Here is a 20,580-nt window from a genome sequence, read left to right on the forward strand (position 1 = left end):
CAGTTTTTATTATACGCAAGCTACACCATAAAGTCAACCACATACTAAAAAAGCGGGAAGATATTCCCGCTCAAAATGTGAATGATTTTGCTAAATCTGTCACTTCTTGTCCTGAAATATCATAAAATTGAACTGTTGCTTGCCCAGAATCGATATGAAGCAGTGCGTACGTTTTTTCCTTTCTCAGGCGAGGCAGGAGGATGCTTCCTGGATTGATGAACAAAATGCCGTCTATCATTTCTGCTAAAGCAAGGTGTGAATGTCCGAAACAAACGACCTTCGCCCCCACTTCCTGCGCGCGATAATAAAGATTCATCAGCGTCATTTTGACATTGTAAAGATGACCGTGCGTAATGAAAAAGCGAACCCCGCTTATGTCCTCTATGCGCTCCTTTGGAAATGAGGAATCGACATCACAATTGCCTCGCACATACAAAAAACTTGCTAATTCAACACATCCAGATGGCAACTCGGAATCCCCGCAATGAATAAGCGCATCCACTTCATGAGCATGACGCTTTTTAATCTCCATTAGTTCTTTTGTTAATCCGTGACTGTCGCTGACAATAAGCACCTTCATCTTTCTGACTCTCCGTTTATGATGTCGTTCCACTTTTTGTCCAGCTTGGCTAGCGCGTCAGCGCGGTGACTGATTTTGTTTTTTTCTTCTTTCGTCAGTTCGGCCATTGTTTTTTCTTTTTGTGGAACAAAAAAAATTGGATCGTACCCGAACCCGTTCTCCCCTTTTGGTGCATCCGTTATATATCCTTCACACGTTCCTTCGACTACCATTGTCGGTTTTCCCGGAATCGCAACAGCTAACGCGCAATGGAAACGCGCCGTTCTTTTTTCAAAAGGAATCCCTTCCATTTCTTTTAGCACTTTCGCAATATTCGCTTGATCGTTTTTTTCCTCTCCGGCATAACGTGCTGAATAAACGCCCGGCTTGCCGTTTAATGCATCGACTGAAAGTCCCGAATCATCAGCAATGACTGCTCGCTGAAAGTTCGATGCGATCGTTTCAGCTTTCAAGCGCGCATTTTCTGCAAACGTACTCCCCGTTTCTTCTATATCTGGACAGTCAGGAAAATCTAGGAGCGTTTTTATTTCCACCCCTCTTTTACCAAGCAATGCTTGAAATTCTTTTGCCTTTCCGGCGTTTTTCGTCGCGATAATCACTTCTTTCATGATGGATCCACACTTTCTAATCGGTTTTGAATTTGCTCTGCTAGCGGCCCAAGTACTGCTTTTTGAATATCAATGAGCTGGCGAATGCCTAATTCGGCCGTTTCTAATAGCTCCTGTAAATCGTTACGGGAAAACGTCGCTTCTTCCCCCGTTCCTTGAATTTCCACAAAACGTCCAGAACCAGTCATGACGACATTCATATCTACTTTTGCTTCGGAATCCTCAACGTAGTTTAAATCTAGGATGACACCTTTTTCTGGATCAATTCCAACAGATGTTGCGGCAAGGAAATCCGTTACCGGAAGTTCCGATAGCTTGTTTTCTTCCAGCAACTTTGAAAATGCCAACACCATGGCAACAAAAGCTCCCGTAATGGATGCTGTACGCGTACCGCCGTCCGCTTGAATCACATCACAGTCGATCCAAATCGTTTTTTCTCCAAGCTTCTCCAAGTCGACAACCGAACGAAGGGCTCTCCCAATAAGACGCTGAATTTCCATTGTTCTTCCCGACAACTTCCCTTTGCTCGATTCACGGACATTTCGCTGCTCTGTCGCGCGCGGCAACATCGCATACTCAGCCGTAATCCATCCTTTTCCGCCTCCGCGCATAAACGGAGGGACTTTATCGTCGATGCTTGCAGTACAAATCACTTTTGTATCGCCGACAGCGATTAACACAGATCCTTCGGCATGCTTAATAAAATGTTTTTCAATATGTACAGGGCGCAGTTGTTTATTTTCTCTTCCATCGACTCTCATAAAAAGTCCTCCTTAAAAAGTGCAAAAATAAATAACAAAGAGGTAGCAACATAGCCTACCTCTTTTTATACCATAGTATAGCATTAAAAACTACCTGTATTCACATTTTCTGGTCTCGTTACCGGTTCGGATAATGCTTTTCCATCTTCTCTCACAAGATCTGCTTTCCCATTTACGGTAATCGCTACACTTTCAACCCCTTTTTGTTCCGTTAGCGATAGAACAAGAGCATTTAACACGTCCTCAGAAATTACATGCTTCTTGTTGCTTCCATAAATAGCGTCGTTAAAGTTTAATGTCACTTTTCCATCTTTGTACGTTGGTTGGCCAACCAACTGAACGTCTGGCTGAAATCCGCTTACAAGTCCGCTTCCATATGTTGGCCCCTTAATTAATTCACTGATTGCCGCCGCAATGTCATCTTTTTGCTCATTTGGAATGCGGCGCGTTATCGGCACGTAATACGTTTGCTCTCCTTGTTGCGCAACAAAATACACAATCACAGGGTGCGTATTTGTAATATCAACGACACCGCTCGTATCAAGGTTAATGCCATCCTCTCTGCTTACTCCATCCTCGATTGGCGTACCATTAACCGGCATTACTGACTGGTCATGGCCATTGATGCGAATTTTTACTTTCTTAACGTTGTCAAATTGTGTTAATGTCCAGGTAATGGCCTGTAAAATCTTCTTTTCGTCTTCCGGCTTATAGTGAGCAAATTCAGGGGAGAAATCCGCAATAATCGTTCCATCTTTTTGCAGATTGACACTCAATACGCGAGTGTCGGCCGGAAGAACAGCGCGAAATCCATTAGGCAACATTTCCTCCACCGGTCCTCCTTGCACTAAATATTCTAGTGCTTGTTTGGCAACAGAATCTGTTTTTGGTAAAGAGAGTGTTTGCGGCACAACAAATCCGTTTTTGTCAATTAAATAAAGTTCCCGTTTAACAGTTTCGGTCGCTTTCTCTTCTTTTTGGCTGGCTGCATTATTTTGTTTCGATTGCTGCAGCGACCCTCCATCTTTTAGATAACTAACATCTTGTGGCGGATCAATTTCTTTAATCGCTCGATCCTTTCCAAACAGTCCGCACCCGCCTAACAGCACGACCGAAGCAATAATGGGTGTAATAAACTTAGATGTTCGCCGATTCAACATCAATTTCCCTCCTAACAATAGTTTGTACTACTATGTATACGAGCCTTTTAAAAAAATAGAATAAAAAAATCCTTCAGCATATGCTGAAGGATTTTTTTATAGTTCGATCGTTTGAACATTCTCAATTGGCTGTCCAAACCATTGAGAGGCAATTTTCTGAAAGATTTCTTTCGGTCCAGTCGTCAAAAATAAATGGTCATTAAGCTTTCTACCTGTATGCAACAAACCGCTATGATGTAAAATGGCGCTTACCTCACGCGCGGTTTCGTCTCCAGAACAAATCAACTTCACCTTTTTACCCATATATTCTTGAATTAATGGGCTTAGCAGCGGATAGTGTGTACACCCTAAAATTAGCGCGTCAATCCCGCTTGTTTTTAACGGCTGAAGCGATTCGGCAACAATTTGTTTCGCTTCTTCCCCATCAAAAATCCCGCTTTCGACAAGCGGAACTAATTTCGGACAAGCCAAGCTTTCAACATGAACATGATGATTGATGGATTTTAGCGCCTTTTCATATGCTCCGCTCTTTACAGTTCCGATTGTACCAATGACGCCAATTTGCCCGTTTTTGGTTATTTTCAATGCAGCACGCGCCCCTGGGTGCACAACCCCTATGACAGGAATATCAAGTTCGTTCTGAATTTCTTCTAAAACCACTGCAGTGGCAGTATTGCACCCAATAACAAGCATCTTAATATCATATTGCAATAAATGATTCGTCATTTCCCACGTAAATTGACGAATTTCTTCTTCCGGACGCGGACCATATGGGCATCTTGCTGTGTCTCCTAAATAAATAATTCTCTCTTTCGGCAGCTGCCGCATAATCTCTTTTGCAACTGTTAGTCCTCCAACCCCTGAATCGATAACACCAATTGGTCTTTCCAAGTGATCGCCTCATTCTTTCTTCATTTCTTGATGTAATTTCTTTAAACTTTTTTCTAAAAAAGCAATCTCTTCAGCCGAGAAGCTTTCTAGTACTTGCGCCAAATCGTGTTGGCGCTTTTTAATGACTTCTTCAATAATTCGTTCGCCTTCTTTAAGGAGATGAATGCGTACAACCCGCCGATCGTTTTGATCTCTTACTCTTGCTACTAACCCGTTTTTCTCCATCCGATCGACTAAGTCCGTTGTTGTACTGCAAGCTAAATACATTTTATTCGACAGTTCTCCAATCGTCATATCTCCTTCTTCTAAAAGCCATTGCAAAGCAACAAATTGCGGTGGAGTAATCGGGTAATGAGTTAAAATCTCCCGGCCTTTTTGTTTTAAAATCGCTGCGATATAACGCAAAGACTTCTCAAGTTCGATGACGGCTTTTTTATCCATGGCAAACGGCATACAATCTCCCCTACAGGTTTATCCATATCATATTGTTCATGTTTTCTCGTAAAAATGCAAGCAAAACGAACCATCTTCATTTTACTACACTTTTCCACATAATCAATAAGAATTTGAGCAAACAATAATAAACCGGCTACCTTATTGCTAAGGATAGCCGGCATTACCTATAGTTCAAGCTCTCCCATTCGAAGCAACTCAACCACCGCTTGAGAGCGCCCCTTCACTCCAAGCTTTTGCATGGCATTTGAGATATGATTGCGAACTGTTTTTTCACTAATAAACAGTTCACTAGCAATCTCTTTTGTTGTTTTATCTTGAACTAATAATTCAAATACCTCTTTTTCTCTTTTCGTAAGCAATGGCTTTGATTGAAATGATTTATCCTTCAAGTACGATAACCCTCCTTGCTTTAGCCAGACCTGAACTGCCGGATGGGTATTTATTCACCATATAGTATGTGAACAAGAGGGTTACGGTGACAAAAATTCATGGTGTATCCAGAAAAATAGTTGCTTTTTCCTAAGCAAATAAAGCGGACTGAGAAAGTTGGAGCTTTTGCCGCATTTCATCGTTCCACGGGACACTTTTTCCCGTATATTTGTTAATCTGCACAAGCGCTCCTCGTCCGACCAACACGATTTCTCGATTCTCTTTTTTAACCATGTAATGGAGGTCAACCGATGATGTTCCAATTTTATGGACTTTGACGTACACATACAACTCGTCGTTGAAAAAGACTTGTTTAAGAAAATCGCACTTTAAATCCGCGACGACTGGAATTTCTTCCGAGTGCTCGTTCGTCCATTTTTCCATAAAACCGATTTCTTGCAAAAATTTCGTCCGTACTTCCTCAAAATAAATAAATGGAACGGTATTGTTCAAATGGCCAAACATGTCCGTCTCGCAAAAACGAACTTTGAGACGATGAAAAAAGCGAAAAGAGCGCTGCCATTCATCAAAATGATCAATATAATCAATTTTTTTCATAAATCTCCCCCCTAATAAAAAATCCTCTTCATGGCTAGCCATGAAGAGGATTTTCTTCATTATACCTCGTCGCTTCCAAAGAAATTGCGGAACATTTGGATAGTGGTTTCACGGTTGAGCGCCGCGATTGATGTCGTTAACGGAATGCCTTTTGGACAAGACTGCACACAGTTTTGTGAGTTTCCACAGTTCGCAAGCCCCCCGTCGCCCATGATCGCTTGAAGGCGCTCTGCCTTATGCATCGCTCCCGTCGGATGGGCGTTGAATAGACGCACTTGCGAAAGTGGCGCAGGACCAATAAAGTTTGATTTGCTATTCACATTCGGACACGCTTCTAAACAAACACCGCAAGTCATGCATTTGGAAAGCTCATATGCCCATTGACGTTTCCGTTCCGGCATACGTGGACCAGGTCCTAAATCATACGTTCCGTCAATCGGGATCCACGCTTTTACCTTTTTCAATGAGTCAAACATACGGCTGCGGTCTACTTGCAAGTCGCGTACAACTGGGAACGTGCGCATTGGTTCCAATCGAATCGGCTGCTCTAACTTGTCAACAAGAGCCGTACAAGATTGGCGTGGTTTTCCGTTAATAACCATCGAACAAGCTCCGCATACTTCTTCTAAACAGTTCATGTCCCACGTAACTGGAGTCGTTTTTTCTCCCTTGGCGTTCACCGGGTTGCGGCGGATTTCCATAAGAGCAGAAATGACGTTCATATTTGGACGATAAGGAATTTCAAACTCCTCTTCGTATGGCGCAGAATCTGGACTATCTTGTCGCGTTACAATGAGGCGAATCGTTTTTTTCTCGCTCATGATTTCACCTCTCCTTTCTTTTTCGAATAGTCGCGTTTGCGCGGCTTAATTAACGATGTATCAACATCTTCGTAATGGAACGCTGGACCATCTGGCGTAAAGCGCGCCATTGTCGTTTTGAGCCATTCTTCATCATTACGTTCTGGGAACTCTGGTTTATAATGAGCTCCGCGGCTCTCATTGCGGTTATACGCACCGAGCGTAATAACGCGCGCCAGTTGCAGCATGTTATACAATTGACGAGTAAATGACGCTCCTTGGTTGCTCCATTTCGAAGTGTCAGTAATATTGATGTTTTTATAACGTTCCATTAATTCCTGAATTTTTTCATCTGTCTTCAACAATTTATCGTTGTAACGAACGATCGTTACATTATCCGTCATCCATTCGCCAAGCTCTTTATGAAGAACGTAAGCATTTTCTGTCCCATCCATAGACAAGATATCGTTCCAACGTTCCTCTTCCTGTTTTACATAGCGGTCATACAAGGATGACGGCATCGCATCCGCCGATTTCTCTAAACCTTTAATATATTCAACAGCTTTCGGACCCGCAACCATTCCTCCGTAAATCGCAGACAAGAGCGAGTTCGCGCCTAAGCGGTTAGCTCCGTGCATTGAATAATCGCACTCACCCGCCGCAAATAGCCCTTTGATGTTTGTCATTTGGTCGTAATCGACCCACAATCCACCCATTGAGTAGTGAACAGCTGGGAAGATTTTCATTGGCACTTTGCGTGGGTCCTCTCCCATAAACTTCTCGTAAATTTCGATAATTCCCCCAAGCTTAATATCAAGCTCTTTAGGGTCTTTATGGGAAAGATCTAAGTATACCATATTTTCGCCGTTAATGCCAAGCTTTAGATCGACACAAACATGGAAAATTTCACGAGTTGCGATATCACGTGGCACAAGATTTCCGTAAGCTGGATATTTTTCTTCTAAGAAGTACCATGGTTTACCATCTTTATATGTCCAGACTCGTCCACCTTCACCGCGTGCCGATTCACTCATCAAGCGCAATTTGTCGTCGCCAGGAATCGCAGTTGGGTGAATTTGAATAAACTCTCCGTTCGCATAATATGCTCCTTGTTGGTAAACAATAGATGCAGCTGAGCCAGTATTGATAATCGAGTTCGTCGATTTACCGAAAATAATTCCCGGTCCTCCTGTAGCCATAATAACAGCATCGGCCGCAAACGATTTAATCTCCATCGTCGTCAAGTTTTGGGCTACAATTCCGCGGCAAATTTGCTCATCATCCAATACAGCACCTAAAAATTCCCAACCCTCATATTTAGTAACCAAACCAGCAACTTCATGGCGGCGCACTTGTTCATCAAGCGCATAAAGTAACTGTTGTCCAGTTGTTGCACCCGCAAAAGCTGTGCGGTGATGCTGCGTTCCACCGAAACGGCGGAAATCTAACAGTCCTTCAGGTGTCCGGTTGAACATAACACCCATGCGATCCAACAAATAAATAATCCCTGGCGCTGCCTCACACATCGCCTTCACTGGCGGTTGGTTTGCCAAAAAGTCGCCGCCGTATATCGTATCGTCAAAGTGCTCCCATGGAGAGTCTCCTTCACCTTTCGTATTTACCGCACCGTTAATTCCACCTTGAGCACAGACAGAGTGAGATCGCTTCACTGGCACAAGCGAAAACAACTCAACTGGCACGCCCGCTTCGGCGATTTTAATGGTTGCCATTAGTCCGGCTAGACCGCCACCAACTACTATGATTTTTCCTTTTTTCATTGTTACTCACTCCCTAAAAGATTGCTAGTCGTGGATTAAGCGAATGCTAAAATAGCGCGAATGCCAACGATCGAAAGCGCTACGAAAATGGCCATTGTCACATAAGTAAAAATTTGTTGTGAACGAGGAGTAACCGTAATCCCCCAGCTTACACAGAATGACCATAAACCGTTCGCAAAATGGAATACGGTTGAAACGATCCCCACAATGTAAAATCCGAGCATAAACGGATTATCAACAATGTTTGCCATCATCTCATAGTTTACCTCAGCACCGAACGCAGCTTGCACCCGAGTCTCCCATACGTGCCATGTCACGAAAATGAGGGTAATAATTCCTGTTAGCCGCTGCAACATGAACATCCAGTTGCGCAAATAACCGTATCTGCTTACATTGTTTTGTGCTGTAAAAGCAATATAAAGACCATAAATTGCATGAAACAGCAACGGTAAGAAAATCACAAATATTTCTAAAAAGTAACGGAACGGCAAGTGTCCCATAAATGATGCCGCACGGTTAAACGCTTCTGGACCGTCTGTCGCAAAATGGTTAACGATTAAATGCTGCGTTAAGAAAATACCTACTGGAATAACTCCTAGCAATGAATGGAGTCGACGATAAAAAAATTCGCGGTTTCCTGCCATAGAATGAACCCCCTTTTTAAAATAGTGACGATAAAATATAATGCACTCCCCATCCACACTAACTAAATGATTAATAGAACTGTAAATGCTTCCATTTCCATTAATCATGCGTCACATACATTGTACTCCCACAATGTAGTACCGTCAAGAAAACGAGTTCATAAAATGTTCAATCGTTTGAAAATTACAACAATATTTACGCAAAAATCGAAAGAAACATGCTGATTTCTCTCCATTGTTCGGCTATAATGAGTGGTAGAAAGAGGGGAAGTATGTGAAACCTATATCATTTCAAGAACAATATGAAACGCTGCAACATATCGACATTCCAGCCTTTGGCTATGGACTTATTCGTGAAATTCTTATTCCTGATTTGCTCGGCAAAGAGACAGCGAGCATTTTATATTGGGCTGGAAAACAATTAGCGCGTCGCTACCCGTTAGAAACATTGGGCGATGTCATTTTATTTTTCGAAAAAGCTGGCTGGGGACCGCTTGTTGTGACGAAAGAAACTAGCGAAGAATTAGAACTTGAGTTGACAGGGCCGATCATCGCCGCCCGTATGGACATAAACGACGACTGTTCCTTTCAACTAGAGGCTGGCTTTCTCGCACAACAAATTGAACTTCAAAAACGGTGTGTCGCCGAAGCGTATGAACAGCAGAAAAAACGCGCGAAAAAAGTAATATTTACGGTGAAATGGGACCGTAAAGACACCGTTGAAGAATAAAACGAACGGTGCACAGGTGTGGTGATGATCCAATAAAAACCAATTGGCATTGCTTGATTCCTAGCTTTTCTGCCGTAGTCGGCGAAGCTCTGCTTGCCGACTGGGCATGCCATATGCATGCCCTCCTCGAACACCGAACGCTTTGCGGGCAAATGCATTTGCCCGCTAGCGTTCTTGTTCGAGGGAAGAGGCAGAAAAGCCTGTGTCTAGCTATATCATTCCATATTTTTAGTAAAATAATGGATCATCAACACTTGTGAACGGTGCAACAAAAATGTTTTCGACTGTCAATCAAGCAAATAGCCTTGACAGTCGAAAACGCCCATTAGCATTTACCTAATTTCTTAATCGATCCCTAGCCTGTCCCTTTTTAGGAATTCAATGCGGCCGCTTCTTCAAGTTGGAATGCAGCGTGTAATGCTTCCACCGCTTTAACCATGCTTTCCTGCGCCACAACTGTTGAAATTTTAATCTCGGACGTACTTACCATCTTGACCTCAATCCCGCATTCCGCCAGCACCTCAAACATTTGCGCAGCGACGCCTGGATTGGAGATCATGCCCGAACCTACAATCGATACTTTTGCTAATTCGCTTTCGTATTCGACCTTTACTCCTCCTAGCGACTGCAATACTTGTAGCGTTTCAGGCAGATCTTCTGTGCGAATTGAAAAAGAAACTGATGAAGTTTCGTTATTTGTGATGCTCTGAATAATAATATCGACGTTAATCCCGCGATGAGCCAGCGATGTAAAAATAGTTGGCAATGCTTGCAGTCCTCTTGGCAGCCCTTGAACAGTCACCCTCGTGACTTGATCTTCAAAAGCAATGCCTCTAACAATCAACTGTTGTTCCATTAAAACATCCTCCTTTACGATCGTGCCTCTTTCTTGTTCCATGCTTGAGCGAACTTCCAATGGCACTTGGTAGTTTTTCGCAAATTCCACCGCGCGCGGATGCAAGACACCCGCTCCTAAATTCGCCAATTCAAGCATTTCATCATATGAAATTTCTTTTAACTTTCTTGCTGTTTTGACATAACGGGGATCGGTTGTAAATACTCCTGTCACATCGGTATAAATATCGCATTTATCTGCCTGCAAAGCCGCTGCCAACGCCACTGCCGTCGTGTCGGAACCACCGCGTCCAAGCGTTGTAATTTCCCCCGCTTCAGTAACTCCCTGAAACCCCGCAACAATAACGATGTTGCCTTCTTGTAAGTATTGCTGAATGCATGATGTATCAATATCAATAATGCGGGCATTGCTATGAACCGCCTCTGTTTTGATTCGCGCTTGCCATCCTGTTAACGAAACGGCTTTATATCCCTGTTCCTGTAAAGCCATCGCCAAAAGGGCAATGCTCACTTGCTCCCCCGTTGAAAGAAGCATATCCATTTCCCGCTTGCTTGGCTGGCTTGATAGTTGCTTAGCTAAGCCAACGAGTTCATCCGTCGTTTTTCCCATCGCAGAAACGACAACAACGACACGATTCCCATTTTTCACTTCCTGAATGACCCGATTAGCCACATTTTGAATGCGTTCAATGGAACCAACAGACGTTCCGCCAAATTTTTGAACAATAATTGCCATTCTCCTCATCCTTTATTCTAAGATGTTGCTCTATACCGGTATAGAAAGAAAAAACAGCAATGAGAGATGTCTCATTGCTGTGCATAACGAAAAAAATACATTCGCTTCACACAGTGAGATAGCTCTCCAAGATGAATCATCTTGACAGTCCTACATTTCTTAAACGCAGAACCAGCAGGAAAAGCAATGAGACTTTCCCCACTTCGGCGACGCTCCCCTTTCGACATTTTTCCTCGGAACTCATTTTCCTCCAAATGTCTACTCTTGAAGTTCGCACCTCTATCTTCACTTCCGTGTTCAGAAGTGTATAAATATGCAATTCAACGTAATTATATCAATATTTTATTTGATTGACAATACTATTCTCTTAACTTGGCGTAAATTTTCTCAGCAACCGCTCGCGGAATATTAGCTTTTTGCAATTCCTCGATCGTCGCTTCTTTCATGTTCTTCACAGAACCGAAATATTTCAGGAGCGCTTTTTTGCGTTTTTCCCCAATTCCAGGAATGTCGTCTAATACTGACTGAAATAATGACTTTCCTCTCGTTTGCCGATGAAACGTGATCGCGAATCGATGCACTTCATCTTGAATGCGCTGCAGCAAATAAAACTCTTGACTATTACGCTCTAGCGGGACAATTTGCGGAGGCTCTCCCATGAGCAATTCGGATGTGCGGTGTTTATCATCTTTCACTAGACCGGCAAGCGGGATGTCCAAACCGAGCTCATTTTCTAATACATCCTTGACCGCTGCTAAATGTCCTTTTCCACCGTCTACTAAAATAAGATCTGGCAGCGGAAGCCCTTCTTTTAAGACGCGCGTGTAACGGCGACGCACTACTTCGCGCATTGATTCATAATCATCAGGCCCTTGAACCGTCTTAATTTTATATTTGCGATATTCTTTCTTTTCAGGCTTGCCATCAACGAAAACAACCATCGCCGAAACAGGATTGGTACCGTGAATATTGGAATTGTCAAATGCCTCAATTCGGCAAGGAGCCGGAATTCCAAGCGTTTTTCCCAGGTTATCGACCGCCTTAACCGTCCGCTCTTCGTCACGTTCAATTAGATAAAATTTTTCTTTTAAAGCAATCGCTGCGTTCTTGCATGCCAACTCTACCAACTCTTTTTTCTTTCCTTTTTTCGGCTGGACAACTGTCACTTCGAGCAACTGTTCTGCCAGCTCACCATCGACTTCTGTTGGCACAATTACTTCCTTTGGCTTAAAATGGTTGGCCTTCGTATAAAATTGTCCTAAAAACGTGAGCAATTCCTCCTCTGGCTCCTGATACATTGGAAACGTGGAAACGTCCCGCTCAATCAGTTTACCTTGGCGGATAAAAAATACTTGAACGCACATCCAGCCTTTGTCGTAAGCATAGCCGAACACATCGCGGTCGATGAAATCATTCATCGTCATTTTCTGCTTTTCCATAATCGTTTCAATATGAGCAATTTGATCGCGGTATTCTTTAGCTCGCTCAAATTCGAGGGCTTCAGCCGCTTTGAACATTTTTTCCGTCAATTCTTTTTTGACTTCTTCGTGGCCTCCATTTAAAAAACGAACAATTTGTTCAACAATTTCCCTATTTTGTTGCTCTGTTACCGGATACACACACGGTGCGAGACATTGTCCCATATGATAGTAAAGACATACGCGGTTCGGCAACGACGAACATTTACGGAGCGGATACATTCGATCCAGCAGTTTTTTTGTTTCATTTGCCGCTTGAACGTTTGGATACGGTCCAAAATATTTGCCGCGGTCTCTTTTTACTTTTCTAGTAATGATAAGCCGCGGATGCTCTTCGGCTGTAATTTTAATAAACGGATAGCTTTTATCATCCTTAAGCATGACGTTATATTTCGGATCGTACTTTTTGATGAGATTCATCTCTAAAATAAGCGCCTCAATGTTGGAGGAGGTTACAATGTATTCAAAATCGGTAATTTCATTCACAAGGCGGAGCGTTTTGCCGTCGTGCGTGCCTGTAAAATACGAGCGCACCCGATTTTTCAATACTTTTGCCTTGCCGACATAAATTACTGTTCCGTGCTTATCTTTCATTAAATAGCAGCCCGGCTGCTCCGGCAATACAGACAACTTTTCTTTTAAGTGATCATGCATCACAATCACTCCATTATTCAATCTATCCACTCATACAAAGTAATATTTCCATACACTGGATCCGCTAAAGTGCTCGATCGATATGTTTTTACTTTTCGTAAATGACCGGCAAGCGGAATCCCCTGCATCTCGAATCCTTTGACGACATGATCTGTCAAATAAATTTTAACATGCTTATAGTTCGCTTTATGCTGTAAAAAAAATGAAAAATGCAATGCTTGTTCATACGGAAAATCAGCATGAAGATATTCGAGAACTCTCGCTTCCTCCCACGTATATAGAACAAATGATTCCTCTTTCTTCTCCATATCATATGCTAATTGATAAGAGGCTGGCAAACGCAAGGCTTGCTCGCGGATATTTAACGTGCCTACCATCATTTGTGTAATGATAACAATTAGCGCTAACAGTCGCTGATACGGAAAACTTTTATAAAAGAAACGAAGCCATATATAAAAAAGGCCGAAATGAATAAGCGGAATAATATGCCGCGGCTTTTCAATATTTTGCGCAAATAGCGCCCAAACAAAATAAGAAGCAACCGATACTAAAAACCACCGCGGAAACGAAAATCGACGCTGTAAGCAAATAGCTGCGATAAATGCGAACAGATAAAAAACAAGCAACATGGCCGTTCGACTAGAGACGCCTGCCCAAATTAAATTATAAAACAAAAAGCGGCTTGCCCGCTGCCAAAACGCTTCGTGATCATTAGACACCGTTCCGCCCCATTCTTGAAAATGCCCATTAGTAAACGACAAAGCTAATTTTAAAAAACTATGTAGGCCGCCTTCTGTCAAAGCGACAGCGATAACCCAAATAAGCTGGAACAAAAGCGCAGCAGCAGCCAGAAAAAATAAGCGCCGAACTCTTTGATGCATCTTCCAATCTGCCCACCATAAAAAAATCAGGGCGACGGCAAATGGAGCATATGAAAGACGAATACCTAAAAGAAGTCCGAAAAAAAACAGGGCAAGCAGATGGGCAGACCATGTGACTCGAGCGTACGCCCGCTCAACCGCCCACATATACCACCATAAAACAGCAAGCGCCGCTCCTTCCGACATCGGCTGGCTTCCTATCAAAGTAACATAGCTTGTCGATTGCACTAGAACAGTGATAGGCCATGCCGCCTCTTTAGCGCCATATTTTTTAGCTAGTAAAAATATGGGGACCGATGCTGAGCATAATAGCACTATATTTAAAATAGACAGCGCTCTAGCAGGATTTGCTATAAACGCATGAACAAGCATTCCGCCCAAGATAAAATAAGGATAACCCGGAAAATGCGGCTGCATTGCCAATAAATCATAGCGCTCTAAAGCAAGGGCAAAATCTACTTGATCCCATGATGCAGCATATGGGCTGGCGTACATGATCTCTGCACAAAACAACAAGAAAAGCGCTATAAAACTAAAATATGACATATATCGATGATTTCTCAGAAAATATTTTTTCATATTGTTCACCTGCACAAACGAAAAAGTACAAGACTATTTTGCCTTGTACTTTCTAAATTACATGCTTCGTCTTCGGTTCAAGCGCTTGAACGTTCATATCTTCTTGCTTCGACTTTTTGGCATTTTTTGAGTGACGGCTGCTAATAAGTAAATAAATCACAACAAAATATCCAATATATGCAATGACTTCTTCAAGAGATGGCATTGCCGAATAACCAAACAATGCTTTTAGAAAGACACCGACATCTCCTGGTAATAAAGGAGCGACACCGTGATCGCGAAGATAGTGGTCATAATCAATCGGATGCTCCGGCAAAAGCCACGTCAAATCATATACGTGCGGCATTACGCTTCCAATAATATTTAGATCTTGTAACATGGAAATTCCTTGCACTAAAAGCCCTGCCGCTATTAGGATAATGAAAGCCCCCGTCACTTTAAAGAAAGTCTTGAGCGGCACACGCATTGTTCCTTTAAAAAATATATAGCTGACTAGCGCTGCAATCACAACACCAGTAATCGCCCCCCAGCCTTGCATCGCAGCTCCAATGTTTCCGCCGGTAATGGCCGCAAAGAAAAACACGGTCTCAACTCCTTCGCGGAGCACAACTAAAAATGAATGTATAACCATCCCGACGACATTGCCTGTCGTGATAAAACGATCCATTTTCCCTTCCATATTTTTCTTCATATCTCGGCTATGCTCTGCCATCCAAAACACCATTTGGGTTAACAAAATCGCCGAAATAAACATAATCGAGATTTTTAAATACATCTCGCTTCCCATCGCGGCAAAGCCTGTAAAAACAACTTGAAACAAAAGAGCAACTCCCACGCTTGCCAATACCGCTAATCCAGCACCAAGCCATACATATTTCGTATATTTAGTATGATTAACTCTTTTTAAATACGATGTAATAATTCCAACAATAAGCAGAGCTTCCAACACTTCGCGGAACGTGATTAACAGCGCTTGAACCTCCATCGCAAGCTCTCCTTTCTACACGATTAATTTCGCTTCCGACGCACCGAATAAATGACCACACCAGCAATGACAACAACTAAAACAGCAAGCGGAATCCAGTTTTTTAATTTCGATAGATCCGTCCATTCTTTTTTTTCGGCTGCATCTGATTTTTCTGTTGCGCTTTCTGAAAAATGGCCAACTTTCAAGCTCTTTAACCCAAATTGTTTTTGCAACGATGTTAAAATGAACTCTTTGCTTTTCTTAAACTTCTCAATATCCGATTGCTTTTTGCCGACGCCAAACAGCCCTGGATTTCCTAATGATTGCAAAGCATTGTCAAACTCTGTCCTCAATTGTTTATCGAGCGCTGCATCGTTCGCTTGAACAGAAGGAGAGAGCGCTTCGTATGTAGCAAATGCTTTCGCTAATAGACGCTTGCTTGTTTCGTATTGTTTAAAGTTTTTTTCGATATTTTCAAGACGGCGCGCAATGTTTAGAACGAGAATCTTTTTCATATCTCGCAGCACTGCCTCTTTATTTTTTGCGTCAATATCAGCTAGCACCGTTTGGGATGGTTCTGTTCCCATATGCATATCGAGTTCTTCTTTCACGGTTTCAAAAATCGTTTTTGCTTCTGCAAAGTCTGGCGGCTGTTGATTTAATTTTTCCGCCATTTGCTTATACACTTCTGCAACTTTTTCTTCATTAGGGTCACCATAGGAGTAAGCAAAAGCCGTCATTGGTGGATAAGTGAGAATGAATATCAATAATAAACAAAAAAATAAACGGAATGACTTCATAATCCGATCTCCTCCTACACATTCAATGATAATGATTATCATCTTTTATGTCAATATATGCATTCTAAAAAAGGATAGAAGGTTTCTTCTATCCTCATGATGTCTTATTATTTCATGAACACTTTTTTTCATCTATATTTGGAAGTACATGAGCTGTAAAATCAATATCGACTTTTTTCACTGGCCGTTTCATCTCTTTCCATATAGCAGGAAATACTGACGTCATATAGGCGCGAAATTTTATAAACGACTGACCTGTTGTTCTTACTTTGTAGCGGATCGGCACTTCTTTCATCCGAAATCCTTTCCGTATTAAATTAAGTGTCAATACTTGAGCGTAGTTATAATCGTGAATAATCTCCGCATGTTCCATCGCTTGCCGCGAAAAGGCCCGCATTCCTGACTGTCCGTCATAAATCCACGTCCGCAACAGCAGCGATTGCAAACATGTAAAAAAATAATTGCCGAGACGGCGGTGCCACCTCATCCCCTTGATTTTGCCAAGAAACCTAGACCCCATTGTATAATCCGCTTCTCCTTTAAAAATTGGAGCAAGCAAATCAGGAATTTGTTCAGCAGGATATTCATTATCGGCATCAATCATCACACCGATATCCGCTCCAAGAGCAAGGCATTGCTGTAGCCCTTGTCGCACAGCTGCGCCCAGCCCTCTATTTTGTTCCATCTGGTATATATAATCAGCTCCCGCTTTCTTCGCTACTCCTACGGTATGATCTGTTGATCCATCATCGATTACTAATACGTTTACTTCCACAAGCGGGTGGAAATGACGGGGTATCTTTTTAATTACTTCGCCAATTGCTTCTTCTTCGTTATGTGCCGGTAAAAATACGATCACTTTTTGCTTTCTCATCGTTTCCCTTCTTTCTTATGGCCTCAATTAAGACGGGACCGCGGCTGTGGCTTGGATATGGAGCGCCTAATAAATATGCGATCGTCGGAGCTAGCGATACAAGGCTATGTTTTCTGTCAATTCGCTTTCCTTGTTCGATACTCGGCCCGTACATAAAAAATGGCACGTATCGTTCTCCTTCATCGAGATGGCCATGTCCTCCGATTCCATCCGCTTGTCCATGATCAGCACAAATGATGAGCGTGGCGTTTTGCAACTTTCCTTTTTGCTCGAGCCATTCCACATACTCTCGAATTAAAGAGTCCGCCTCCTCGATCTTTTCGATATATTCATCGTACAATACACCTCGGCTATGCCCTGTTTGATCTGTCGCAATGAGCTGAACAATGAACAAATCCGGATCTTGTTCCTCCATTATAAGCTTGGCACGTTCAATAATATTTTTATCTGCCACATCGTTATGCATCACAGCAGTTACTGTTTCTACATCATCGCCAAACGAATCAACAAGGTGTGCAATGCCCAATAAACGCCCTTTTTTTCCAATCTTCCGCAACGAATCAAAAATGCTTTCGACCTTAATACCAAGCTTCCATACCATGTTAGAGTGAATGCCATGCTCAAACGAATACGTTCCAGTAAACATGGAAGTAAAACAAACGACCGTACGTGCCGGATACACCGTTTCCATCTGAGTAAATTCCGTTCCCCGCTCGCGCAGCGACTTTAAAAATGGTGCATTTGCTTGCTCAAAACGATCTTTACGCATGCCGTCGATCACGATGACAATTACTTTTTCATTTAAAGGCCGCTCAGGTACACTTATATTGTTCGTGTACGTCGAAATAATATCCGGTTTCCAGTCAAACAAATATCTGTGCAAAATCCACGAAAATGCAAGAACAAAAATATAATACCCAAACATCTGTCCAAGGGCCAAAGACGTCCACCCGTGCTGCATTTGCACATAGTTGTACTCCCATAGAGACAATAAAAGCAAAAATTTCGGCAACTGCTCCTGCGCATTTCCACTCGTCGAATCGCTATTTTTCAACACGAGCTTCCAAAACCGGGTAAAGTTCCACCAGGTTGTACCGATTCTTAAATGGTAATAAAGCGTCCCCCAAAAAAAGACGGTAAAGAAAAAATATAATCCGACCGCCAACAAAAGCAGTTTTACATTAACAAACTTCCAAATGATCAAAAAAACGATGTAAGGAATCCATAAATAATTGCGCAAAAATAGCGGATAATCATACACATAATAAATGACAAACAGTGGCAACACCAATATGAAGCTAAGAGCGAGCTGTTTGAGTTCCGTAAACTCTACGATCCCATTAAAATGATAGAGAAGCATTGTGCCAATGACAAAAATCGGGGTAAACGGCTTCCCTTCATTTAATAAATTCCAACATCGCGCCGCGATTTTTTCAAATTTCGATGCTTTTTTCACTTTCTCACACTTCCTCTCCACAATGAACGCAGCTGTTTCATCTCCTTTGCCGATACAAAAAACATAGCAACGCCAGCAACATAGGAAAAAAGAAACTTAAATGCGTGCGTCATAACTGCTATCGCATAGGCATCGTGCCAATTTGGAATCATCCTTGTAATCGCAAATGCCATGACCGTTTCGTACGTTGCTAAACCCCCCGGCGCCATTTGAAACAATTGTCCGGACACCGTTACACTATTCACCCATATCGACTGAGGCACCGATAACCTTACTCCTATCAAATGCGCAATCTCATAGACAACAACAGCTTCACATAACCAACTGATGCCGATCATACTCCCAATATAAACACCGCGTTTTCCCACCAAAGCCTTTCTAATCATTTTCCAGTGTTTGTCCATCCATCGCGTATTCGATTTGCGCGCTAGAAAAATAAGAAGCCCTATCCCTCCTATGATTCCAGCCCATGCAAGACGGTTAACGGAAAATTGATGAAAGTATGCATACATGCCGCACGCGGAAAAAACAAACAACACAAGCATATCCAATAGCCGTATAACTGCAACCGAGTGAGCCGATTCGTCAAGAGAGATGCCGCTTTGCCTCGCCAAAACAGCGATGCGTGAAACATCCCCGATTTTTATTGGTGATATATGATTGATAAACAAACTTAAAAATAATCCCTTCATATAAACAGAAAGAGGAATGGGCTTTCCAACATACGCTCTCCACGCCAATGCCCTCAGCCAAAATGAAGCGCCGTATACAGCAAACATAAACAGCAATATATGAATATGGTTCTTCAAGGTATGAACATGCTGAGCCAATGCGGCAGCGTCAAAATAGCGGTACGTTAGAAAAAGAAAGGAAATAACCAGCCCCAATCCGACAATACGCATTGCGAGCGCTACATGTTTACGCGTCATACTTTTTGGCCCATTCAATCGTTCTTGCCAACCCTTCCGCAAATGTGACGGCTGGTTTGTAGCCGAATGCTTGCTGCGCCTTTGTAATATCGGCCCATGTCGCTTTGACGTCGCCAATCCGTTCCGGGGCATACTTTATCTTCATCGCAGGAAAATGCATTTGTAAAAGCGCAAGCAGTTTCTCCATTGTAATCGGATTTCCCGATCCGAGATTAAATACATCATTGCTTCCGCTTCGATGCAACGCTGCTATCATGCCGTCGACAATATCGCTTACAAACGTGTAATCCCGGGCCGTTTTCGTCCCGTATACAACAATTTCTTCTCCGCGCAACAGGCGATGAATAAATTGGCTAACCGCCATATCAGGGCGCCCCCACGGACCATAAACAGTAAAATAGCGAAAAATAGTTAACTGATACCCAAATATATTGGCGTAAGCGTAACAAAACGATTCGGCACCATATTTCGCCGCGGCATACGGTGACGCAACATTCCCGATCGCCATCTCTTCCCGCAATGGCACATGCCCTTGATTGCCATATACAGACGAAGAAGAGGCAAACAAAACATGTTTCACCCCTCCATCTCCCGCTGCCTTTAAGACGTTAATTGTCGCTTTAATATCGTAATCGACATAATCAAGCGGCTGCAATAGTGAATTCGGAACACCAGGCAAAGCGGCTAAATGGTATACACAATCAAATTGATAGAGTTGGAAAACCTCATTTACTTTTCGAGAATCAAGCAAATCTATTTCATGTATGCAGATATCATAGCCGTCAGTCAGCACGGAGAATTGCTTCCGTTTCCGTTCTTTTGCATAATATGGATGAAAATTATCAATCACAATGACGCGATGTCCGGCAGAAAGCAGCTTAGATACAAGATGACTGCCGATAAAACCGGCGCCGCCCGTAACTAAAATATTCAACGATTTCACCCCAACTAATTTACTTCTTACTCATCGTACCAT

At 42.6% G+C, this 20,580-nt stretch carries 21 protein-coding genes and 1 riboswitch; of the genes, 1 reads left to right on the forward strand and 20 read right to left on the reverse strand.

Going from position 1 to position 20,580, the window contains the following annotated elements; genetic code table 11:
- Positions 1-70: 70 nt before the first annotated feature.
- The 11 genes from N667_RS0110380 to N667_RS0110430 all read right to left on the reverse strand — a co-directional run bounded on the left by N667_RS0110380 (position 71) and on the right by N667_RS0110430 (position 8,665).
- A complete protein-coding gene (locus tag N667_RS0110380; RefSeq protein ID WP_027409508.1) occupies positions 71-580 on the reverse strand; it encodes a metallophosphoesterase family protein in 510 nt (169 codons plus the stop codon).
- Entirely contained in the window at positions 577-1,188 is a 612-nt protein-coding gene (locus N667_RS0110385) for an XTP/dITP diphosphatase (protein ID WP_027409509.1), read from the reverse strand. The genes N667_RS0110380 and N667_RS0110385 overlap by 4 nt, the downstream gene beginning before the upstream one ends.
- On the reverse strand, positions 1,185-1,949 hold the full coding sequence (gene rph / locus N667_RS0110390) for a ribonuclease PH (protein WP_027409510.1): 765 nt from the start codon (positions 1,947-1,949) through the stop codon (positions 1,185-1,187). Before rph ends, N667_RS0110385 begins: the two co-directional genes overlap by 4 nt.
- Positions 1,950-2,032: 83 nt before the next feature.
- Positions 2,033-3,109: a GerMN domain-containing protein gene (locus N667_RS0110395; protein WP_027409511.1), complete on the reverse strand. Its 1,077-nt coding sequence runs from the start codon at positions 3,107-3,109 to the stop codon at positions 2,033-2,035.
- A 96-nt stretch (positions 3,110-3,205) separates the two neighbouring features.
- Entirely contained in the window at positions 3,206-4,000 is a 795-nt protein-coding gene (gene racE, locus N667_RS0110400; RefSeq protein ID WP_027409512.1) for a glutamate racemase, read from the reverse strand.
- Between the two features lie 9 nt (positions 4,001-4,009).
- The gene (locus N667_RS0110405) at positions 4,010-4,453 is read right to left on the reverse strand and encodes a MarR family winged helix-turn-helix transcriptional regulator (RefSeq protein ID WP_027409513.1); all 444 of its coding nucleotides are present in this window, start codon (positions 4,451-4,453) and stop codon (positions 4,010-4,012) included.
- A 167-nt stretch (positions 4,454-4,620) separates the two neighbouring features.
- Positions 4,621-4,845 (reverse strand): spore germination transcription factor GerE, encoded by a 225-nt coding sequence (gerE, locus tag N667_RS0110410; protein WP_027409514.1) that lies wholly within the window; start codon positions 4,843-4,845, stop codon positions 4,621-4,623.
- 130 nt (positions 4,846-4,975) lie between these two features.
- Entirely contained in the window at positions 4,976-5,443 is a 468-nt protein-coding gene (locus tag N667_RS0110415; RefSeq protein ID WP_027409515.1) for an acyl-CoA thioesterase, read from the reverse strand.
- 59 nt (positions 5,444-5,502) lie between these two features.
- Positions 5,503-6,264: a succinate dehydrogenase iron-sulfur subunit gene (sdhB, locus tag N667_RS0110420; protein ID WP_027409516.1), complete on the reverse strand. Its 762-nt coding sequence runs from the start codon at positions 6,262-6,264 to the stop codon at positions 5,503-5,505.
- Positions 6,261-8,021, reverse strand: a complete 1,761-nt coding sequence (gene sdhA / locus N667_RS0110425) for a succinate dehydrogenase flavoprotein subunit (protein WP_027409517.1) — start codon at positions 8,019-8,021, stop codon at positions 6,261-6,263. Before sdhA ends, sdhB begins: the two co-directional genes overlap by 4 nt.
- 35 nt (positions 8,022-8,056) lie before the next feature.
- Complete coding sequence (locus N667_RS0110430) at positions 8,057-8,665, reverse strand: succinate dehydrogenase cytochrome b558 subunit (protein WP_027409518.1); 609 nt, start codon at positions 8,663-8,665, stop codon at positions 8,057-8,059.
- Positions 8,666-8,939: 274 nt separating this feature from the next.
- Between N667_RS0110430 and N667_RS0110435 the strand changes: the two genes are divergently transcribed.
- Positions 8,940-9,395, forward strand: coding sequence for a YslB family protein (locus N667_RS0110435; protein WP_027409519.1), 456 nt, complete (start codon positions 8,940-8,942; stop codon positions 9,393-9,395).
- 370 nt (positions 9,396-9,765) lie between these two features.
- Here the strand turns inward: N667_RS0110435 and N667_RS0110440 are convergent, their stop codons facing one another.
- From N667_RS0110440 to N667_RS0110480, 9 genes are all read right to left on the reverse strand, one after another.
- Positions 9,766-10,986 (reverse strand): aspartate kinase, encoded by a 1,221-nt coding sequence (locus N667_RS0110440; protein WP_027409520.1) that lies wholly within the window; start codon positions 10,984-10,986, stop codon positions 9,766-9,768.
- 111 nt (positions 10,987-11,097) lie between these two features.
- Positions 11,098-11,276: riboswitch (Lysine riboswitch) on the reverse strand.
- 69 nt (positions 11,277-11,345) lie between these two features.
- Positions 11,346-13,118, reverse strand: a complete 1,773-nt coding sequence (gene uvrC, locus N667_RS0110445; RefSeq protein WP_027409521.1) for an excinuclease ABC subunit UvrC — start codon at positions 13,116-13,118, stop codon at positions 11,346-11,348.
- A gap of 17 nt (positions 13,119-13,135) precedes the next feature.
- Positions 13,136-14,578, reverse strand: coding sequence for a nucleoporin-interacting protein (locus N667_RS0110450; RefSeq protein ID WP_156936116.1), 1,443 nt, complete (start codon positions 14,576-14,578; stop codon positions 13,136-13,138).
- A gap of 52 nt (positions 14,579-14,630) precedes the next feature.
- Positions 14,631-15,563, reverse strand: coding sequence for an FTR1 family protein (locus tag N667_RS0110455; RefSeq protein ID WP_027409523.1), 933 nt, complete (start codon positions 15,561-15,563; stop codon positions 14,631-14,633).
- A gap of 23 nt (positions 15,564-15,586) precedes the next feature.
- On the reverse strand, positions 15,587-16,345 hold the full coding sequence (locus tag N667_RS0110460; protein WP_027409524.1) for a hypothetical protein: 759 nt from the start codon (positions 16,343-16,345) through the stop codon (positions 15,587-15,589).
- Between the two features lie 112 nt (positions 16,346-16,457).
- Positions 16,458-17,219 (reverse strand): glycosyltransferase family 2 protein, encoded by a 762-nt coding sequence (locus tag N667_RS0110465; RefSeq protein ID WP_027409525.1) that lies wholly within the window; start codon positions 17,217-17,219, stop codon positions 16,458-16,460.
- Positions 17,179-18,675, reverse strand: a complete 1,497-nt coding sequence (locus N667_RS0110470; protein WP_027409526.1) for an alkaline phosphatase family protein — start codon at positions 18,673-18,675, stop codon at positions 17,179-17,181. The genes N667_RS0110465 and N667_RS0110470 overlap by 41 nt, the downstream gene beginning before the upstream one ends.
- On the reverse strand, positions 18,672-19,604 hold the full coding sequence (locus tag N667_RS0110475; RefSeq protein WP_027409527.1) for a lysylphosphatidylglycerol synthase transmembrane domain-containing protein: 933 nt from the start codon (positions 19,602-19,604) through the stop codon (positions 18,672-18,674). Before N667_RS0110475 ends, N667_RS0110470 begins: the two co-directional genes overlap by 4 nt.
- A complete protein-coding gene (locus N667_RS0110480) occupies positions 19,594-20,538 on the reverse strand; it encodes an NAD-dependent epimerase/dehydratase family protein (protein ID WP_027409528.1) in 945 nt (314 codons plus the stop codon). Before N667_RS0110480 ends, N667_RS0110475 begins: the two co-directional genes overlap by 11 nt.
- Between the last annotated feature and the right edge of the window lie 42 nt (positions 20,539-20,580).

It is taken from the genome of Anoxybacillus tepidamans PS2, from assembly GCF_000620165.1.
GTDB lineage: Bacteria > Bacillota > Bacilli > Bacillales > Anoxybacillaceae > Anoxybacteroides > Anoxybacteroides tepidamans_A.